General features: G+C 70.6%; 13 protein-coding genes and 1 pseudogene. 7 read left to right on the top strand and 7 right to left on the bottom strand.

Annotation, left to right across the window (positions count from 1 at the left end):
- Window positions 1-31: 31 nt before the first annotated feature.
- A complete protein-coding gene (locus N8I84_RS33765; protein WP_263233256.1) occupies window positions 32-1,369 on the bottom strand; it encodes a 6-phospho-beta-glucosidase in 1,338 nt (445 codons plus the stop codon).
- Window positions 1,366-2,130, bottom strand: a complete 765-nt coding sequence (locus N8I84_RS33760; RefSeq protein ID WP_263234970.1) for a DeoR/GlpR family DNA-binding transcription regulator — start codon at window positions 2,128-2,130, stop codon at window positions 1,366-1,368. Before N8I84_RS33760 ends, N8I84_RS33765 begins: the two co-directional genes overlap by 4 nt.
- A 128-nt stretch (window positions 2,131-2,258) precedes the next feature.
- Between N8I84_RS33760 and N8I84_RS33755 the strand changes: the two genes are divergently transcribed.
- The 7 genes and pseudogenes from N8I84_RS33755 to N8I84_RS33725 all read left to right on the top strand — a co-directional run bounded on the left by N8I84_RS33755 (window position 2,259) and on the right by N8I84_RS33725 (window position 12,386).
- The gene (locus N8I84_RS33755) at window positions 2,259-3,350 is read left to right on the top strand and encodes a carbohydrate kinase family protein (protein ID WP_263233255.1); all 1,092 of its coding nucleotides are present in this window, start codon (window positions 2,259-2,261) and stop codon (window positions 3,348-3,350) included.
- A 49-nt stretch (window positions 3,351-3,399) separates the two neighbouring features.
- A complete protein-coding gene (locus tag N8I84_RS33750; protein WP_263233254.1) occupies window positions 3,400-4,677 on the top strand; it encodes an ABC transporter substrate-binding protein in 1,278 nt (425 codons plus the stop codon).
- Window positions 4,678-4,801: 124 nt separating this feature from the next.
- The gene (locus tag N8I84_RS33745) at window positions 4,802-5,686 is read left to right on the top strand and encodes a carbohydrate ABC transporter permease (RefSeq protein ID WP_263234969.1); all 885 of its coding nucleotides are present in this window, start codon (window positions 4,802-4,804) and stop codon (window positions 5,684-5,686) included.
- Entirely contained in the window at window positions 5,683-6,552 is an 870-nt protein-coding gene (locus N8I84_RS33740; protein ID WP_263233253.1) for a carbohydrate ABC transporter permease, read from the top strand. The genes N8I84_RS33745 and N8I84_RS33740 overlap by 4 nt, the downstream gene beginning before the upstream one ends.
- An 84-nt stretch (window positions 6,553-6,636) precedes the next feature.
- Window positions 6,637-7,569, top strand: a complete 933-nt coding sequence (locus tag N8I84_RS33735; RefSeq protein ID WP_263234968.1) for an alkaline phosphatase family protein — start codon at window positions 6,637-6,639, stop codon at window positions 7,567-7,569.
- Window positions 7,566-10,482: pseudogene (locus N8I84_RS33730) on the top strand (glycoside hydrolase family 2 TIM barrel-domain containing protein). Before N8I84_RS33735 ends, N8I84_RS33730 begins: the two are co-directional and overlap by 4 nt.
- 41 nt (window positions 10,483-10,523) lie before the next feature.
- A complete protein-coding gene (locus N8I84_RS33725; RefSeq protein WP_263233252.1) occupies window positions 10,524-12,386 on the top strand; it encodes a LamG-like jellyroll fold domain-containing protein in 1,863 nt (620 codons plus the stop codon).
- Window positions 12,387-12,400: 14 nt separating this feature from the next.
- On the opposite strand, the gene N8I84_RS33720 is transcribed toward N8I84_RS33725, so the two are convergent.
- The 5 genes from N8I84_RS33720 to N8I84_RS33700 form a co-directional block, all read right to left on the bottom strand.
- Window positions 12,401-13,135 carry a DUF4232 domain-containing protein gene (locus tag N8I84_RS33720; protein WP_263233250.1) on the bottom strand — a complete coding sequence of 245 codons (735 nt, stop codon included), beginning with the start codon at window positions 13,133-13,135 and terminating at the stop codon, window positions 12,401-12,403.
- A 301-nt stretch (window positions 13,136-13,436) separates the two neighbouring features.
- Window positions 13,437-13,892, bottom strand: coding sequence for a MaoC family dehydratase (locus tag N8I84_RS33715; RefSeq protein ID WP_263233248.1), 456 nt, complete (start codon window positions 13,890-13,892; stop codon window positions 13,437-13,439).
- Complete coding sequence (menE, locus tag N8I84_RS33710; protein ID WP_263233247.1) at window positions 13,889-15,412, bottom strand: o-succinylbenzoate--CoA ligase; 1,524 nt, start codon at window positions 15,410-15,412, stop codon at window positions 13,889-13,891. The genes N8I84_RS33715 and menE overlap by 4 nt, the downstream gene beginning before the upstream one ends.
- Before the next feature lie 12 nt (window positions 15,413-15,424).
- The gene (locus N8I84_RS33705) at window positions 15,425-16,300 is read right to left on the bottom strand and encodes an amidohydrolase family protein (RefSeq protein WP_263233245.1); all 876 of its coding nucleotides are present in this window, start codon (window positions 16,298-16,300) and stop codon (window positions 15,425-15,427) included.
- Window positions 16,300-17,217 (bottom strand): SDR family NAD(P)-dependent oxidoreductase, encoded by a 918-nt coding sequence (locus N8I84_RS33700; protein WP_313884311.1) that lies wholly within the window; start codon window positions 17,215-17,217, stop codon window positions 16,300-16,302. Before N8I84_RS33700 ends, N8I84_RS33705 begins: the two co-directional genes overlap by 1 nt.
- Window positions 17,218-17,367 lie beyond the last annotated feature (150 nt).

Raw genomic sequence — 17,367 nt, 5'->3', positions numbered from 1 at the left:
GCGAGAGGGGAAAGCGCTTACTGAGAGGTGTTCACCTAAGGTACGCCAGCCCGGGGTGGACGGCCGTGTAGCCCTCGACCAGCCTGCGGGCCACGTTCACGGAGTCGACCAGCGGATGGAGGGCGAACGCCTTCACGGCCGTCGCGCGGTCGCCGGACTCGGCGGCGGCGAGCACCTCGCGCTCCACCGCCTTGACCGCGCAGACCAGTCCGGTGGCGTGGCCCGGCAGCGGGTCGACCGCGACCGGGTGCGCACCGTTCGCGTCGACCAGGCACGGGACCTCGATCACGGCCTCGGTGTCGAGGACGGACAGGGTTCCTCGGTTGCGGACGTTGAGGATCAGGGTCGTGCGCTCGTCCCGCGCGATGGCCCGCATCAGGGCGAGGGCGACCTTCTCGTAGCCGCCGGACAGGTCGTCGGCCTCGCGCTCGCCGGCGCCCGCGGTCTCGCGGTTCTCGGCCATGTAGGTCGCCTCCCGCTCGGCGCGGGTGCGCTCCCAGGCCTGAAGGGCGGAGGCGTCCGGCCGCGCGACCTGTTCGTAGAACTGCGCCTGCTGGTCGCGCAGGAAGGCGCCGCGGGTCTTCTCGGCGTGCTGGTAGGCGCGGACGGCCTCACGGTTGAAGTAGTAGTAGTGCAGATACTCGTTGGGAATCGCGCCCAGCGACTGCAGCCACTCCGTCCCGAAGAGCTTGCCCTCCTCGAAGGAGCCGAGCAGGTCGCGGTCGGCGAGCAGGCGCGGGAGCTCGTCCCGGCCGGCGATGCGCAGGCCGCGGACCCAGCCGAGGTGGTTGAGGCCGACGTAGTCGATCCACGCCTCCTTCGGGTTCGCGCCGAGCACACGGGCGATACGGCGGCCGAGGCCGACCGGTGAGTCGCAGATGCCGATGACGCGGTCGCCGAGGTGGCGGGACATGGCCTCCGTGACGAGGCCCGCCGGGTTGGTGAAGTTGATGACCCAGGCGTCGGGGGCGAGCCGGGCCACCCGCCGGGCGATGTCGACGGCGACCGGGACCGTGCGCAGCCCGTAGGCGATGCCCCCGGCGCCGACCGTCTCCTGACCGAGGACGCCCTCCGCGAGGGCGACGCGCTCGTCGTTCGCCCTGCCCTCGAGGCCGCCGACGCGGATCGCGGAGAAGACGAAGTCGGCACCGCGCAGGGCCTCGTCGAGATCGGTCGTGGCGGTCACCTCGGGCGCGCCGGGCACCCCCGCGGCCTGCTCGGCCAGGACCCGGGTCACGGCCGAGAGCCGGCCCGCGTCCAGGTCGTGCAGCACGACCCGGGTGACGCGGCCCTCGGCGCGGTCCGTCAGGAGCGCCCCGTACACGAGCGGGACGCGGAAGCCGCCACCGCCCAGAATCGTCAGCTTCACGCTTGCACCTTTCCTGCCACGATCACCTCGACGCCCGCCTCGTCCAGCGAGGAGCGGGTCGCCGCGTTCACCGGCGCGTCCGACACCACCACGTCCAGGTCCTCGGGACCGCAGACCTTCGCCATACCCGTGCCCGGGAACTTGGCCGAGTCGGCGAGCAGCACGACCTTGTCGCTCGCCTTGATCATGGCGCGCTTGACCGGCACCTCGACGACCGTCGTGTCCATCACCTGCCCGCCGGGCCGGACCCCGCTGGTGCCGAGGAAGAGCCAGTCCGCGTGGAGCTGGCGCAGGTTGTCCTCGGTGAGGAAGCCGACCAGGGAGCGGTACTCGCGGCGGACCATGCCGCCGAGCAGCACCAGTTCGATGCCCTCGTCGTCGGCGAGCTCCTCGTAGACGACGAGGTTGCTGGTGATCACGGTGAGCCGGCGGCCGTGCAGCTGGCGGGCCAGGCGGTAGGCGGTGGTGCCGATGTCGAGCAGTACCGACTGCCCGTCCGTGATCATCTCGGCGGCGTGCGCGGCTATCGCGTCCTTCTCGGACACGCGCACCTCAGCGACCTCGGCGAAGGGCTGGTCGCCCTCCTCGACGACCGCGCCGCCGTGCACCCGCGTGAGCAGGCCGTCCTCCTCCAGCTTGACGAGGTCGCGCCGGATGGTGGCCGGGCTCACACCGAGCTGCTCGGAGAGATCGGTCACTGACGCGGGCCCGCCGGAGCGCAGGACCCGCAGGATGAGTTGGTGTCGTCGTTCTGCCAGCACGCCGCGAACACTACTCGTCATCTTCAATCATTTCTATGCTCACTTCTGCTTGAGTATTGACCAATCTCGTCGATGAGCGCACGATTCCGTGCACCGAGTTTGAGCAGTTCTGACGAGAGGACCCACGCGTGGACGTCGACCGGCCCGAGGTGCTGTTGACCGGGCTGCTCTTCTACGACCTCGTTCTCACTGGCCTGGGCAAAGCACCGACGCCGGGCGAGGAGATCTGGACGGCGGGCATGGGCTGCGGCCCGGGCGGCATCGCGAACCTCGCCGTGGCCGCCGCCCGTTTCGGCCTGCGGACCTCCCTGGCCACGGTCTTCGGCGACGACTTCTACGGCGCGTACTGCCGGGAGGTCATCGGCGACCAGGAACACGTCGACCTCTCGCTCTCCCGCACCGCGAACGGCTGGCCCACCCCCGTCACCGTCTCGCTCGCGCTCCCCCAAGCTCTCGACTCCGCTCGACCAGGGGGGACCCCCGTCGCCGACCGGGCCCTGGTCACGCACGGCCAGGAGCCCCCGTACTCGCAGGACGAGCTGATGGGTGAGGTGCCCGAGGCGCGCACCGCCCTGGTGCACCTCGAGGCCGAGCCCCGAGCCTGGCTCGCCAAGGCCGCCGCGAACGGCACCCAGATCTACGCCGACGTCGGCTGGGACCCCACCCAGCAGTGGTCCCGGGACCTCCTCGACCAGCTCGCCCTGTGCCACGCCTTCCTCCCCAACGAGACCGAGGCGATGGCCTATACCCGCACCGGCAGCGCGGTCGCGGCACTCGGCAGGCTCTCCGAGCTGGTGCCGGTCGTCGTGGTCACGCGGGGCGGCGACGGCGCCATAGCCGTCGACCAGACGACGGGCGAGTACGCTGAGGCCCCCGCCCTCGACGTCGACGTACTGGACGCGACGGGCGCCGGCGACGTGTTCGGCGCGAGCTTCGTCGCCGCCTCGCTCGGCGGCTGGCCGCTTCAGGAACGGCTGCGGTTCGCCGTGCTCGCCGCCGGCCTGTCCGTACAGCACCACGGCGGGGCCCTCGCCGCCCCCGGCTGGTACGGCGTCGACCGCTGGTGGCGCTCCCTGACCGACCCCGGCCTCAAGCAGGCGTACGGCTTCCTGGCGGACCGCCTCCCGGCGGACGTCGGCCCACCCGTACGCCACGCCCCCGTCACCCCGCCGATCCCTCGCACGCCCGTCGGCCCACGGGCCTCCGCACGGCAGCACTGACTCTCATCACGCCCCTCAGCACCACGAACAGGAACAACAGGAGTGACCCGTGGACCTTTCTCGTAGAGGCTTCCTCCAGGCCGCCGCGCTCACCGCGGCCGCGTCCGGCCTGACCGTCGCATGCGGCAGCGGCTCAGGATCGAGCGGCACCAAGAACGGCAAGAACCTCACCTTGTGGTACTGGGGCGGCGCACTCAGCGACAAGGTGGTCGCGGAGGCCAGGACGCACTTCAGCAGCGAGGCCAAGCTGACCGTCTCGTCCATCGGCGGCGACTTCAAGCAGAAGCTCACCACCACCCTCGCCGCGGGCACCTCCGTGCCCGACATCACCGGCATCAAGGGCGAGGACATGGCGTCCTTCCTGCCCAACGCCGGCCGCTTCCTCGACCTCAACGACCTGGGCTTCAAGAAGATCTCGTCCCAGTACCTGGACTGGAAGACCAAGCTCGCCCAGACCACCGACGGCAAGCAGGTCGGCTTCCCGATCGACATCGGTCCCACCGCGCTCTTCTACCGCGCGGACCTGTTCGCCAAGGCCGGGCTGCCCACCGACCCCGACAAGGTCGCCGCCCAGGCCAAGACGTGGGAGGACTACTTCGCGCTCGGCACCGAGCTGAAGAAGAAGGTCCCCGGCACCTACCTGGTCAACAACATCAGCTCGGTGTTCACCATGACCGTCGGCCAGGGCACCCAGCGGTTCATCGACAAGAACAACCACTTCATCGGCGACCAGGACCACATCCGCACCGCGTGGACGACGGCGGTGCGCCCCTACACCCTCGGCCTCGACGCCAGGATCAACGACAACACCTGGAACGCCGCCATCGGCAAGAGCCTGACCACCGAACTCGGCGCGGCCTGGCACGCGCTGGACATCGAGCAGGCCGCCCCGGGCACCAAGGGCAAGTGGCGGGTCTGCGCCATGCCCGGTGGACCGGCCAACCAGGGCGGCTCCTACCTGGCCCTGCCCAAGCAGTGCCGCAACCCCGAAGAGGCATTCAAGATCATCAGCTGGATCCTCAGCCCGGCCAACGACGCCCGCGGCTTCACCGACGCCGCCATCTTCCCCGCCGCCCCGGCCGCGTACGCCATGCCGGCCATGACGGGCCCCGACGCCTTCTTCGGCGGGCAGAAGATCATCGAGGTCTTCGGCCCGGCCGCCAAGGCCATACCGGACAGCTACGAGGCGCCCGCCGACGCCGCCGTCATGGCCCCCTACATGACGGAACTGACCAACATCGAGGCCAAGGGCAAGAAGCCCGACGACGCCTGGAAGGACGCGGTCAGCCAGGCCAAGCAGATCGCCCGGCGACAGGGGGTGAACTGAGGTGGCGTCACCTCCGGTCACCGGCCCCGCCACGGTGCCCGAGCACCGTGGCGGGCCGGGCCCGGCCCGGTTCCGCCCGCGGCGCGCCACGCCCGCGGGCGCCGCTCGGCCCAGGCGGGGCGGGCTGTTGTCGTACTGGCGGCAGTACCTGGCGATCTCGCCCTTCTACCTGATCTTCATCGCCTTCTCCTTCTTCCCCGTCTTCTACTCGCTGTATCTGGCCTTCCAGCGCTGGGACGGCATGGGCACCATGCAGTTCGTGGGCCTGCAGCAGTTCCGGTTCCTCTGGTCGGACCCGGTCTTCTGGCTGTCGATCCGCAACACGCTGGTGATCTGGGTCCTGTCCACCGTTCCCACGCTCTTCGGCGCCCTGGTGCTGGCGACACTGCTGCACTCGGTGCGCCGCTTCAAGGGCTTCTACCGCATCGCCCTGTACGTCCCGAACGTCACCTCGATCGTCGCGGTGGCGATCTTCTTCGGCGCGGTGTTCAGCAACAACTTCGGTCTGGTCAACGCGATCCTGGGCACGGTCGGCATCTCGCCCGTCCCGTGGCTGAGCAACCCGTGGCTGATCAAAGTGGTCATCGCGCTGCTGATGACCTGGATGTGGACCGGCTACAACATGATCATCTATCTGGCCGGTCTCCAGGCGATCCCGACGTCGATCTACGAGGCCGCGAAGATGGACGGTGCCGGGCCCGTCCGCACCTTCTTCCAGATCACCGTCCCGATCATGCGGCCCATCATCCTGTTCACCGTCATCATCTCGACCATCAACGGCCTGCAGAGCTTCAGCGAACCCCAGGTCCTGTTCGCCAACAACGCCGCCAACGCGAACCTCGGCGGCCCGGGCCAGGCCGGTCTGACCACGTTGCTGTACTTCTACCAGTCGGCCTTCCTGAACAACGACTACGGCTACGGCGCGGCCATCGTGTGGGCCTTCTTCGTACTGATCCTCGTGCTGGTCGCCATCAACTGGCGCATCACCCGAGGAGGGAGGAAGTCATGACGACAGCGGACACGACGCGGCCGGCCACGCGCGCGCGGCGGCTGCGCCGCCCCAAGGGCCTGACCGCGCACATCATCCTCATGCTGGCCGTCCTGATCTCGGTCTTCCCCTTCGCGTGGACGATCGTCATGGCGACCAACACCACCCAGGAGATCTACAAGAGCCCGCCGAAGCTGACGTTCGGCACCCACCTGCTGGAGAACATCCGGCATGTGCTGAACACCATCGACTTCTTCGGGTCGATGCTCAACACGGTGATGGTCGCGTGCGTCACCACCGCCCTGGTGCTGTTCATCGACTCCCTGGCGGCCTTCACCTTCGCCAAGTTCGACTTCCCCGGACGCAAGGTGCTCTTCGGCACTCTGCTGTTGTTCATGATGCTGCCGCTCCAACTGGCCATCCTGCCCCAGTTCATCCTCATGTCGAAGATCGGCTGGGTCGGCATGCTCAAGGCGCTGGCGCTGCCCTCCCTCGCCAACGCCTTCGGCATCTTCTGGCTGCACCAGTACATCCAGAACGGGGTGCCCGACGAACTCCTCGACGCCGCGCGCATCGACGGCGCCGGGTTCTTCCGTCAGTACTGGAACATCGCGCTGCCGATGATCAGGCCCGCGCTGTCCTTCCTCGCCATCTACGCCTTCGTCAACTGCTGGAACGACTACATCTGGCCGCTCGTCGTGCTCACCAACCCCGACCATGTGACGCTCCAGGTGGAGCTCGCCCAGCTCAACGTCGGCCACACCACCGACTACAGCATGGTCATGGCCGGTGTGCTCATGGCGGCCCTCCCGCTGGTCGTGGTCTTCAGCATCTTCGCCCGCGGGTTCATAGCGGGCGCCACCGAAGGAGCGGTACAGGGCAGCTGAACCGGTGTCGCGAGGAAGAGGTGACCAGTGACGTACGACGTCGGCGGAGGGCGGCCGGGGCGCGGGAAGGTGCTCGTGGTGGGCATGGACGGGGTGCGCTTCGACCGGCTGCCCCTCCCCCGGCCCCCGGCCGGGGGAGCCCCCGTCTCGGTCCGCCCGCCGTCCACGGCACCCGTGCTGCACGGCCTCATGGCAGCAGGCGCCTTCGGCAACAGCCTGCTGCCCTACGGCGAGGTGGACGGTCAGGCCGAGAACGGGCCGACGACCAGCATGGCCTACACCGACTCCGGGCCCGGCTGGTCGAGCGTGCTGACCGGGGTGTGGCCCGACCGCCACGGGGTGCGGGGCAACGACTTCGCCGGCGCCGACTACGCCCGCTACCCCGACTTCCTCAGCCGCGCGGTCACCGCCCGGCCCGGTCTGCGCACCGCGGCCGCGGTGTCCTGGCCGGAACTGGTCCACCGCGGCACCCTCGGCCCCGCCATCGGCCGGCGGGTGCACCACGACGGCGAGTCCGACGGTTACGACACCGCCGACCGCCTCGTCGCCCGCACCGCCGCGCGCTGGCTCACCGAGGACGACCCGGACGTCGTGTTCGTGTACTTCGGTGCCACCGACGAGGCCGGCCACGACACAGGCCCCCTCGGCCCCGCCTACGACCGCGCCCTCCTCACGCAGGACACCCACCTCGGGCGGCTGCTGGAGGCCGTCGACGCCCGGCGCTCCGACCCCGCCCGTGCGGACGAGCACTGGACCGTGCTGGTCACCACCGACCACGGACACCTCGACACCGGTGGCCACGGAGGCGACACGCGTGCCGAGCGAGAGGTCTTCGTAGTCCTCGCCGAGCCCGGCGTGCCCGGCGGCACCCGGCTCGCCACGCCCCGCCTCATCGACATCGCGCCCACCGTCCTGGACCGGCTCGGCATCCCCGTCGACCCCGCCTGGGGCCTGCAGGGCCGTGTCCTGCCCGGCTCCACGTCACTCACGTCACCACCGACTTCGGAATGGTCATGACCGACGCACTCTCCGCCCTGCGCCCCTGGCAGGCCCCCGAACTGACCTCCTGGGGACGCCTGCCCATGAACGCCGTCGACCGGCGCTCCGGAGCACTCCCCCTGGACGGCGACTGGCGCTTCCAGTTGCTGCCCACTCCGGACGCGCCGGTCGGCGGTCCCTGGTCCTCGGCCCACGTCCCCGGCGCCTGGACCCTGCAGGGCACGGACGACCTGCCGCAGTACACCAACGTGCGCATGCCGTTCCCCGACTTCCCGCCCGGCTCCCCGGACGCCAACCCCACGGGCGTGTACGAGCGTGAGGTGGACGTGCCCGCCGAGTGGGCCGGGCGGCGGATCGTGCTCCAGGTCGGGGCCGCCGAGAGCGTGCTGCTGGTGCACGTGGACGGACGGCCCGTCGGCATCTCCAAGGACTCCCACCTGGCCGCCGAGTTCGACCTGAGCGGGGTCGTACGGCCCGGGGAGCGCGCCACCGTGCGCCTGACCGTCGTCAAGTGGTCCGACGCCTCGCACATCGAGGACCAGGACCAGTGGTGGCACGGGGGCGTCACGCGGTCGGTACTGCTGTACGCCACGGACCCCCTGCACCTCGACGACGTGACCGTGCGGGCGCGGCAGGACGGCGAGCTGCGCATCGACTGCCGGGTGCGCGACGCGCGCGGGGCGCTGCCCGAAGGGTGGTACGTCAGCGGCGAGCTGGAGGGCCGCCTCCTCGCGCAGGACACGGAGTTCGACCGCCTCAACGCCGAGGACGACCGCGTCTCCGACTTCCTCGGCGAGGCCCGCATCCACACCACCGTCCCCGGCGTGCGGACCTGGAGCGCCGAGACGCCGGAGCTGTACGACCTCACCGTCCGCCTGCACCGCGCCGACGGAACGGTCGCCGACACCTCGCGGCACCGCGTCGGCTTCCGCGACGTCGAGATCGTCGGCCGGGACCTGCTGGTCAACGGCGAGCGCGTGTTCATCCGGGGCGTGAACCGGCACGACTTCCATCCGCTGACCGGCCGCACGGTGTCGTACGACGACATGCGCGCGGACCTGGTGCTGCTGAAGCGGTTCGGCTTCAACGCGATCCGCACCTCCCACTACCCGAACGATCCCACCCTGTACGACCTCACCGACGAGCTCGGCTTCTACGTCGTCGACGAGGCCGACATCGAGTCCCACGACCACGCCCACGAGATCGCCGACGACCCGCGCTATCTCAACGCCTTCGTGGACCGGGTCTCGCGGATGGTGCTGCGCGACAAGAACCACCCGTCGATCATCATCTGGTCGCTGGGCAACGAGTCCGACTACGGCGCGAACCACGACGCGGCGGCCGGCTGGGCGCGGCGGCACGATCCGACCCGGCCGATCCAGTACGAGGGCGCCGCCAAGCTCGACTGGGCGGCGACCGACGACGCCTCCGACATCGCCTGTCCCATGTACGCGCCGCTCGAGGACTGCGTGGCCCACGCCCTGTCCGGCCGGCAGACCCGGCCCCTGATCCAGTGCGAGTACTCGCACGCCATGGGCAACAGCAACGGCACGCTGGCGGACCATTGGGCGGCCATCGAGTCCACGCCGGGTCTTCAGGGCGGGTTCATCTGGGAGTTCTGGGACCACGGGATTCTGCAACGCATGAGCGACGGCAGACCCGCCGGGCGCGCGGGCGCCGGGCTGTACGCGGGCGGCGTCGCCGCGCCCGGCCATCGCTGGGCGTACGGCGGCGACTTCGGCGAGACCATCCACGACGGCGCGTTCATCGCGGACGGTGTCGTCTTCCCGGACCGCACCCCGAAGCCCGCTCTGTACGAGCACCGGGAGATCGCGGCGCCGGTGCGCATCGAGTGCTTCAAGCACGAGGGCATCGTCCTCGGCAACCACCAGCACTTCCGGGACCTGGACTGGCTGGCCGGCGAGTGGCATCTGTCCCTGGCCGACGGCCGCACGCTGACCGCTCCCGCCGAACTGCCCGCGCTGCGGCCCGGCGAGACGGCGGCCGTACCCCTGCCCCTCGAGGTGCCCCGCGACGGCGGCGAGGCCTGGCTGACGCTGCGGGTGACCGTGGCCGAGGACCAGCCGTGGGCGCCGCGCGGCACCGAGGTGTGTGCCGCAGGTCCGGCTGCGGGGGCCCGACGTGGCCGGGGACGCCGCCGTGGACCGGCTCGTGGAGGTCGACGGCGAGGGCCTGCTGGTCCATCCCCTGCTGACGGCCGCCCCGGCGCTGTCGCTGTGGCGGGCGCCCACCGACAACGACGAGCTGGGCGGCATGGCGCTGCGCTGGCGGACCTGGGGGCTCGACTCGCTGGTCCGCAAGGTCGTATCGGTGCGGCAGGACGGCGGCCGGGTGACCGTGGACGCCGAGTACGCCGGCACCGTCGCAGTGGTGCGGCACCGGCAGGTGTTCACGCCGGTCGAGGGCGGCGTCCGGGTCGACGAAGAGGCCGAGCTGCCCGAGGAGTTCGACGACGTGGCGCGGGTGGGGTCGGTGTTCGAGACGACGCCGGGTCTGAATCTGCTGGAGTGGTTCGGGCAGGGGCCCTGGGAGTCGTACCCCGACCGCAGCGCGGGCGCGCCGGTCGGCCATCACTCCGTCCGTGTCGACGACCTGTTCACCCCTTATCTGCGTCCGCAGGAGAGCGGCGGCCGGCACGGCGTACGCCGGTTCACGCTGTCGGCGCCGGACGCGACCGGCCTCGCGGTCGTGCTGGACGAGCCGCGACAGGTCTCCGTCACCCGGCATCGCGCCGAGGACCTGACGGCCGCCACGCACCACGACGAGCTGGCGCCGCGTCCCGGGTGCGTGGTGCACATCGACGCGGCGCACCGGGGGCTGGGCACGGCGTCGTGCGGCCCCGACACCTTCCCCGAGTACCGCATCCCACCGGGCGTCCACCGCTGGAGCTGGACCCTGCGAATTCTTTGACCCCCCGCCTTTCCTGTCACGTCACCTGTCACGGAGCACGCGTGTGTACGTCGCATGACCACCATCAGGGCGAGGCCGCGCAGGCCGGTGCCGGAAGACGCGGCTTTCTCAGAGCCACCGCGCTGCTGGGCGCCGCCGCCACGGCCGCGGTCGCGCTTCCGGCCGTCGCCGAGGCGGCCGAGAGGAGCAGCCGGCGGCCCGACGCCGAGAGCCGGCGCTTCACCCTCGTGGTGATGCCCGACACCCAGTACCTCTTCGACGGGCCGAGCATCGACCCCGCACCCGTCGAGGCGTCCCTGCGCTATCTGCTGGAACACGGCAAGGACGAGAACATCGTCTTCCTGTCCCACCTCGGCGACCTCACCCAGAACGGCGCCGAGGAGGAGTTCGCCGCCATCAGCGAGGCGTTCGAGCTTCTCGACCGGCGGGGCGTCGGCTACAGCGTCCTGGCCGGCAACCACGACATCAAGTCGTCGACGGACGACCAGCGCGGCTCGACGCCGTACCTGGACGCGTTCGGCCCGCAGCGCTTCAGGAGCAAGTCGACGTTCGGGGGCGCCTCCCCGGACGGCTACAACACCTACCACCTGTTCCGGGCGGCCGGACGCGAGTGGCTGGTGCTGGCGCTGGACTGGCGGCTGTCGGCGAAGGGGTACGCCTGGGTGAAGGACGTGCTCGCCCGGCACCCGAGGACGCCGGTCATCCTCACCACGCACGAACTGGTCGTCGAGGACGACCAGTTGTCGGCGTACGGTGGGCAGTTGTGGGACCGGCTGATCGAGGACCACGACCAGATCTTCCTGACCCTGAACGGCCACTACTGGCCCGCGGGCCGCGCCACCCGCAAGAACGCGGCGGGCAACGAGGTGCATCTGCACCTGACGAACTACCAGAACCGCTACTTCGGTGGGGCGGCGATGATCCGCCTGTACCACTTCGACCTCGACCGGAACGTCATCGACGTGGAGACGGTCTCCCCGTGGATCCTCGGGCGGGCCGCGAAGGGCCTCAACGAGCTGGAGCGGCAGGAGATCGAGCTGAGCGGTGACGCCGACCGGTTCTCGGTGGAGATCGACTTCGCGGAGCGCTTCTCCGGCTTCGACGCCGTCCCGGCCCGCCCCGCGCGGCCCGTGTCGCAGATGCTGATACCGGGCACGGTCGCCTACTGGCGCTTCGAGTCGCCCGTCTCCGGCACCGTCCGCGACCTGTCCGGCCGCGGCAACGACCTCACCGTGGTCTCGGTGGGCGGCGACTCGCTCGGCTGGTCGCCGGACCACCACCCCGACCAACCGGGCCACGGCAGCCTGGAGCTCCAGGGCTTCAAGTCGCCACTGAAGGGCGCGTACCTGCGCACGGTGGACGGAGCTCCGCTCAACTCGGCCACCTTCGAAGACGGCTACACCATCGAGGCCTTCTACCGGCTGCCAGCCGACTGGGACCCCGACCACAACGCCTGGTCGGGCATCGTCAGCCGTACGGGCACGGGCGGCGCGGCAGGGAAGACCGCCGACGACCCCGACGAGCCGCTGGCCACCCTCTCGTTGTCCGACGACCGCGAGCCGCAGTGGGCGATGCGCCCGCTGAACCAGGAGGGCATCGCCACCAACTGGGGCCAGGAGACCCCGCTGGAGACCTGGTGGCACCTCGCGGTCGTCAACGACGGCCGGCACACCACGCTGTACGTCGAGGGCTGCCCGGTCGTCCGCAACCCGAAGGCCGCCGCGGTCGGGATCACCTCCGTCGGACTGCCGTGGCTGCTCGGCGGCTACGAGTACGCCGGGAAGATCGACCAGATCCTGCACGGCCGCCTCGGCGACGTACGGATCGTCGAACGGGCACTGCCTGTCACGTCGTTCATGAACCGGCCGACTGATCGCCGTCAGGACGTGCGGCTTGCAGGCTGATGGCGGAACAGGCCCTATCGGGTGACGGGGCCGACGGTCACGGTGTGGTCGTCGGGGCCGTCGCCCTTGGCGGGCAGGTTCACCCTGAGTCGCAGGATGTGCGGGTGGATCTCACCGGGCAGGATGATCACCGCGCGGGTGAAGGTCACTCCGCTGCCGCCACCGTAGTTCTGCGGCACGACCAGCACGAAGGTCGCGCTCCGGCCCGGGGGGAGGACGACGGTGTGCGGGGCCTCGACGCTTCGCCGGGCACGGACGTGTCCGTCCTTGCCGGCCAGGTCCACGCCCGGGAAGCCGTGCAGGGAGCAGGGGGCGGGGCCGGAGTTGGTCAGTCGCACGGGAATGTTCGAGTACGGGCCCTTGCCGTACGCGTCGCCCTTGGCGAAGGTCAGATGCCCGGTCCTGCACCGGGCAGCGGCTCTCGCGGTGGTCCGCGGTCCCGCGGACCCCGTGGCCGAGCCGGACCCCGTGGCCGAACCGGACGCCGTGGCCGAACCGGACGCCGTGGCCGAACCGGACGCGCTGCCCGTGCTGCCGGTCGCGGTCCCGGAGGTGGCCGTCGCCGGGGTGCCGCCGCCTGCCGGACCGCTGCCGGAGCCCTGAGTGGCGCCTGACGTGGACGCCGTGGCGGACGGAGCGGAGCTCGCTCCGTTGTGCTTGCCCTCGTCGCCGTTGCAGGCGGTGAGCGCGAGTCCCGCCGCGAGCACCACGGCGGCGGCCGGAACCTTGCGGAACTGCTGGACGCGCATGGGCTTCCCCCTGGTCTGGATGCGGGACCCGCCACGCGGGCCCTGCATGTCAGTTAGACGGGGGAAGGGGAGACGAGGTTGCGGCGGGCGCGGTGAGGACTCCCGTGCGCATTGTCACCCGACGCCGGAGCAACCGGGGCAGGGCTTCCAACGTGCGTCCCGCGCCCCTGCCCCGGACCGAACGCGTCTGCCTCAGAACCCGTGCCCGAGGCAGACTGCCCTGCCCGAGGCAGACTGCCCTGCCCGAGGCAGACTGCCCTGTCCGATGCAGACTTCCCTGCCTCAGGCAGAAAGCCCGGCCTCAGGCGTAGAACCGCGACAGGCTCTGCAGGACGGCCGCGGGCTTCCCGCCGCCGTCGATCTCTATCGTGCCGTCGACGGCGATCTGCACCCCGCCCGGCACGTCCTCCACCGAGGCGAGCTTCGCGACCAGCCGGATACGGGATCCGACCTTCACCGGTGCCGGGAAACGCACCTTGTTCAGGCCGTAGTTGACCTTCGTGGACACGCCCTCGACCTCCAGCAGCTCGGTGAAGAGCGGGATGAAGAGAGACAGGGTCAGATAGCCGTGTGCGATGGGCGCGCCGAACGGGCCGTCCTTCGCCTTCTCCGGGTCGACGTGGATCCACTGGTGGTCGCCCGTGGCGTCGGCGAAGGTGTTGATCCGCTCCTGGGTGACCTCGATCCACTCGCTGGTGCCGAGGTCGCTGCCGGCCAGCTTCTTGAGTTCGTCGAGGCCGTTGACGGTGATGCTCATCTGTGGTCCTTTGCCTGGGAGTCGGTGCCGTACCGGGAGCGGACCCGGGACTTGAGGAGCTTTCCGGAGGCGGTGCGCGGGAGGGCGTCCGCGACCACCACCGACTTGGGGATCTTGTACTTGGCCAGCCGCCCGGAGAGCGAGGCGATCACCTCGTCCGGGTCGAGCGTGGCGCCCTCGCGGGGGACGACGACCGCGCGCGGCACCTCGCCCCACTTCTCGTCGGGCACGCCGATGACGGCGCACTCGACGACGTCGGGGTGGGCGAGGAGCTGGTCCTCGATCTCGGCGGGGTAGATGTTCTCGCCCCCCGAGATGATCATGTCCTTGATGCGGTCGACGATGTAGACGTACCCGTCCTCGTCCACGCGGGCCGCGTCCCCGCTGCGGAACCAGCCGTCGGCGAACACGGCCGCGGTCTCCTCCGGCAGCCCCCAGTAGCCGGGCATGACGTGCGGTCCGCGCACCACGACCTCGCCGGTCTCGCCGACGTCGACCGGGGCGAGGTCGGGCCGCACCACCCGTACGTCGCTGAAGAAGTGCGGCACACCGGCCGAACCCGCCTTGCCGACCGCGTGCTCGGCGTCCAGGAAGAGCGTGCCGGGCGCGGCCTCCGTCATGCCGTAGCCCTGGAGGAAGGTGAGCCCGCGCTCCTGGTACTTCGCGATCAGCGGGGTCGGCACCGGGGAGCCGCCGCAGGTGAGGATGCGGAGGCTGGACAGGTCGGCCCGGTCCCAGCGCGGATGCCGGGCCACCTGGTCGAACATGGTCGGCACCCCGAACATGAAGGTGATCCGGTGGCGTTCGATCAGGTCGAAGGTGGCCTCCGGGTCGAAGGACTCGACCAGGACGCAGGTGCCGCCCTTGAGCAGGACGGGCAGGGTGAGCATGTTCAGCCCGGCCGTGTGGAACAACGGCGCGGAGACCAGGGCGCGTTCGTCGGCGATCAGGTCGTGGTCGACGAGGACGTTGAAGGCGTTCCAGACCAGGTTGCCGTGCGTGAGCATGGCGCCCTTGGGCCGGCCCGTGGTCCCCGAGGTGTACATGATGATGCAGGTGTCGTCGAGGGGGACGGGCTGGTCGATCGGTTCGTCACTCGCGCCGGCCAGCAACTCCTCGTACTCGGCACCCACTTCGACGTACGCGCGGACATCGGTGCTGCCAGGCAGTCCGGCCACCAGCGCGGCCAGCGAGGGCGCGTAGACGAGGGCCTTGGCGCCCGAGTCGGCGAGCTGGTAGGCGATCTCGGGGCCGGCGAGGCGGATGTTGAGCGGGACGAAGACCGCGCCGAGGGTGCCCGCCGCGAACAGTGTCTCCAGGTAGGCGGGGTGGTTGGGGCCGAGATAGGCGATCCGGTCGCCGCGGCGGACGCCACGTGCGCGCAGGGTGTGGGCGAGGCGGGTGGTGCGTTCGTACAGTTCCGCGTAGGTGACGCTCCGGTCGCCGTGGATCAGGGCCGTGCGGTGCGGGGTCTTGCGGGCCCGGCGTGCGGGCCACGACCCCAGTCCCTCGTTGCGCATCTCACGGCCCCTTTACGCTTTCGTCAACCCGAGCAGACGGGCGGCGTTCTCCTTGAGGATCTTCGGCCGGACCTCGTCCTTGATCGACAGCTTCTCGAAGTCGGCGAGCCAGCGGTCGGGGGTGAGGACGGGGAAGTCGGAGCCGAAGAGCACCTTGTCCTTGAGCAAGGTGTTGGCGTACTGCACGAGCTGCGGCGGGAAGTACTTCGGCGACCAGCCCGACAGGTCGATGTGCACGCCGGGTTTGTGCGTGGCGACCGCGAGGGCCTCGTCCTGCCAGGGGAACGACGGGTGCGCCAGGACGATCTTCAGATGGGGGAAGTCGGCGGCGACGTCGTCCACGTGCAGCGGATTGGAGTACTTGAGCCTGATCCCGCCCCCGCCGGGCACGCCCGCGCCGATGCCGGTCTGGCCCGTGTGGAACAGGGCGATGGCGCCGGTCTCCTCGATGACCTCGTACAGGTCGTACGCCACCGAGCGGTCGTTGGGGAAGAAGCCCTGGATGCTGGGGTGGAACTTGAAGCCCTTCACCCCGTACTCCTCGACCAGACGGCGGGCCTGCTTGACGCCGGCCTTGCCTCGGAAGGGGTCGATGGAGGCGAACGGGATGAGCACGTCCGGGTTGGCGGCGGCGGCCTCGGCGACCTCCTCGTTGGGGACCGGCTCGGTGCCGGTGGCGGACTCGGCGTCGACCGTGAAGATCACGGCGGCCATCTTCCGCTCGCGGTAGTACGCGGCGGTCTCCTCGAGGGTCGGCTTCCGCTTGCCCTCCACCTTGAAGTAGGCGGAGGAGGCGTCGTGCAGGTCGTCGTCCAGGGAGGAGTGCCCCTTGGAGGACACCTCCGCGTGGGTGTGGACGTCGATCGCGACGAGTTCGTTCAGGTCCATCACGCCTCCGGGAACTTCGGCGCGGGGATGCCGACGGTCTGCGGTTCGGCGCCGACCGAGGTGGCCCACACGTCGGCGAGGGTGTCCGGGGACCAGCCGCCGTCCGCGTACGCCGTCCTGATCTCCTGCGGATGCGACCAGAGTGCCACCTTGTCGCCGCCGATGCCGACGCACTGGCCGGTCACCCCGCGCGCCGCCTCGGAGGCGAGGAAGGGCACGAGGGCGGCGCAGTCCTCGGGGGTACCGAAGCCCTCGCCCCTGCGGAGGAAGTCCGGCAGCGGCTCGCCGTTCTTCATCGCCTCGATGTAGGGGGCGAAGGCCGGGATGGTCTCGGTCATGGCGGTGGCGGCGACCGGCACGATCGCGTTGACGGTGATGTTCGCGCGGGCCAGCTCCATCGACCAGGTGCGGGCCATGGCGGCGATGCCGGCCTTCGCGGCGGCGTAGTTGGTCTGGCCGAAGTTGCCGCGCTGGCCGGCCGGGGAGCCGACCAGGATCAGGGTGCCGCCCTCGCCCTGTTCGCGCATGCGGACGGCGGCGGCGCGGGCGCAGGTGAAGGTGCCGCGCAGATGGGTGGTGAGCACCGCGTCGAAGTCGTCGTCGGTCATCTTCCACAGCACCTTGTCGCGCAGGATGCCGGCGTTGGTGACCAGGACGTCCAGTCGGCCGAACTCCTCCACGGCACGGGCCACCAGCCGGTCGGCGGCTTCGCTGGTGCCGACCGCGACGACCTCGGCCACGGCCTTGCCGCCCGCCTCGGTGATGGACTTCACGGCCTGCTCGGCCACGGCCTCGTCGACGTCGTTCACGACCACGGCGGCGCCGTGGGCGGCCAGGGCGTGGGCGTAGGCCAGGCCGAGGCCACGGCCGCTTCCGGTGACGACGGCCACCTTGCCGGTGAGATCGATGCTGGGCACGAGCGGGTCCCTTCCAGACGGGTCGGCCACCGGGCGCGCTGCGGCGAGGCGCCTGCTGCTCCGGCGGCGGTGCGGCTTCGAGATCGAAGCTAAGGACAATCATTGTTGTCGTCAATAGTTGTTGCCGACCGGTCCGTGCGGCATGCTGTG

It is taken from the genome of Streptomyces cynarae (assembly GCF_025642135.1).
Lineage (GTDB): Bacteria > Actinomycetota > Actinomycetes > Streptomycetales > Streptomycetaceae > Streptomyces > Streptomyces cynarae.
This window is presented reverse-complemented; position numbering and strand designations above follow the sequence as displayed.

Excerpts from the sequence above, each read along its gene's own strand:
- N8I84_RS33740 (WP_263233253.1), top strand. The coding sequence starts at position 5,683 with ATGACGACAGCGGACACGACGCGGCCGGCCACGCGCGCGCGGCGGCTG.
- N8I84_RS33735 (WP_263234968.1), top strand. The coding sequence starts at position 6,637 with ATGGACGGGGTGCGCTTCGACCGGCTGCCCCTCCCCCGGCCCCCGGCC.
- N8I84_RS33720 (WP_263233250.1), bottom strand. The coding sequence starts at position 13,135 with ATGCGCGTCCAGCAGTTCCGCAAGGTTCCGGCCGCCGCCGTGGTGCTC.
- N8I84_RS33715 (WP_263233248.1), bottom strand. The coding sequence starts at position 13,892 with ATGAGCATCACCGTCAACGGCCTCGACGAACTCAAGAAGCTGGCCGGC.
- menE (WP_263233247.1), bottom strand. The coding sequence starts at position 15,412 with ATGCGCAACGAGGGACTGGGGTCGTGGCCCGCACGCCGGGCCCGCAAG.
- N8I84_RS33705 (WP_263233245.1), bottom strand. The coding sequence starts at position 16,300 with ATGGACCTGAACGAACTCGTCGCGATCGACGTCCACACCCACGCGGAG.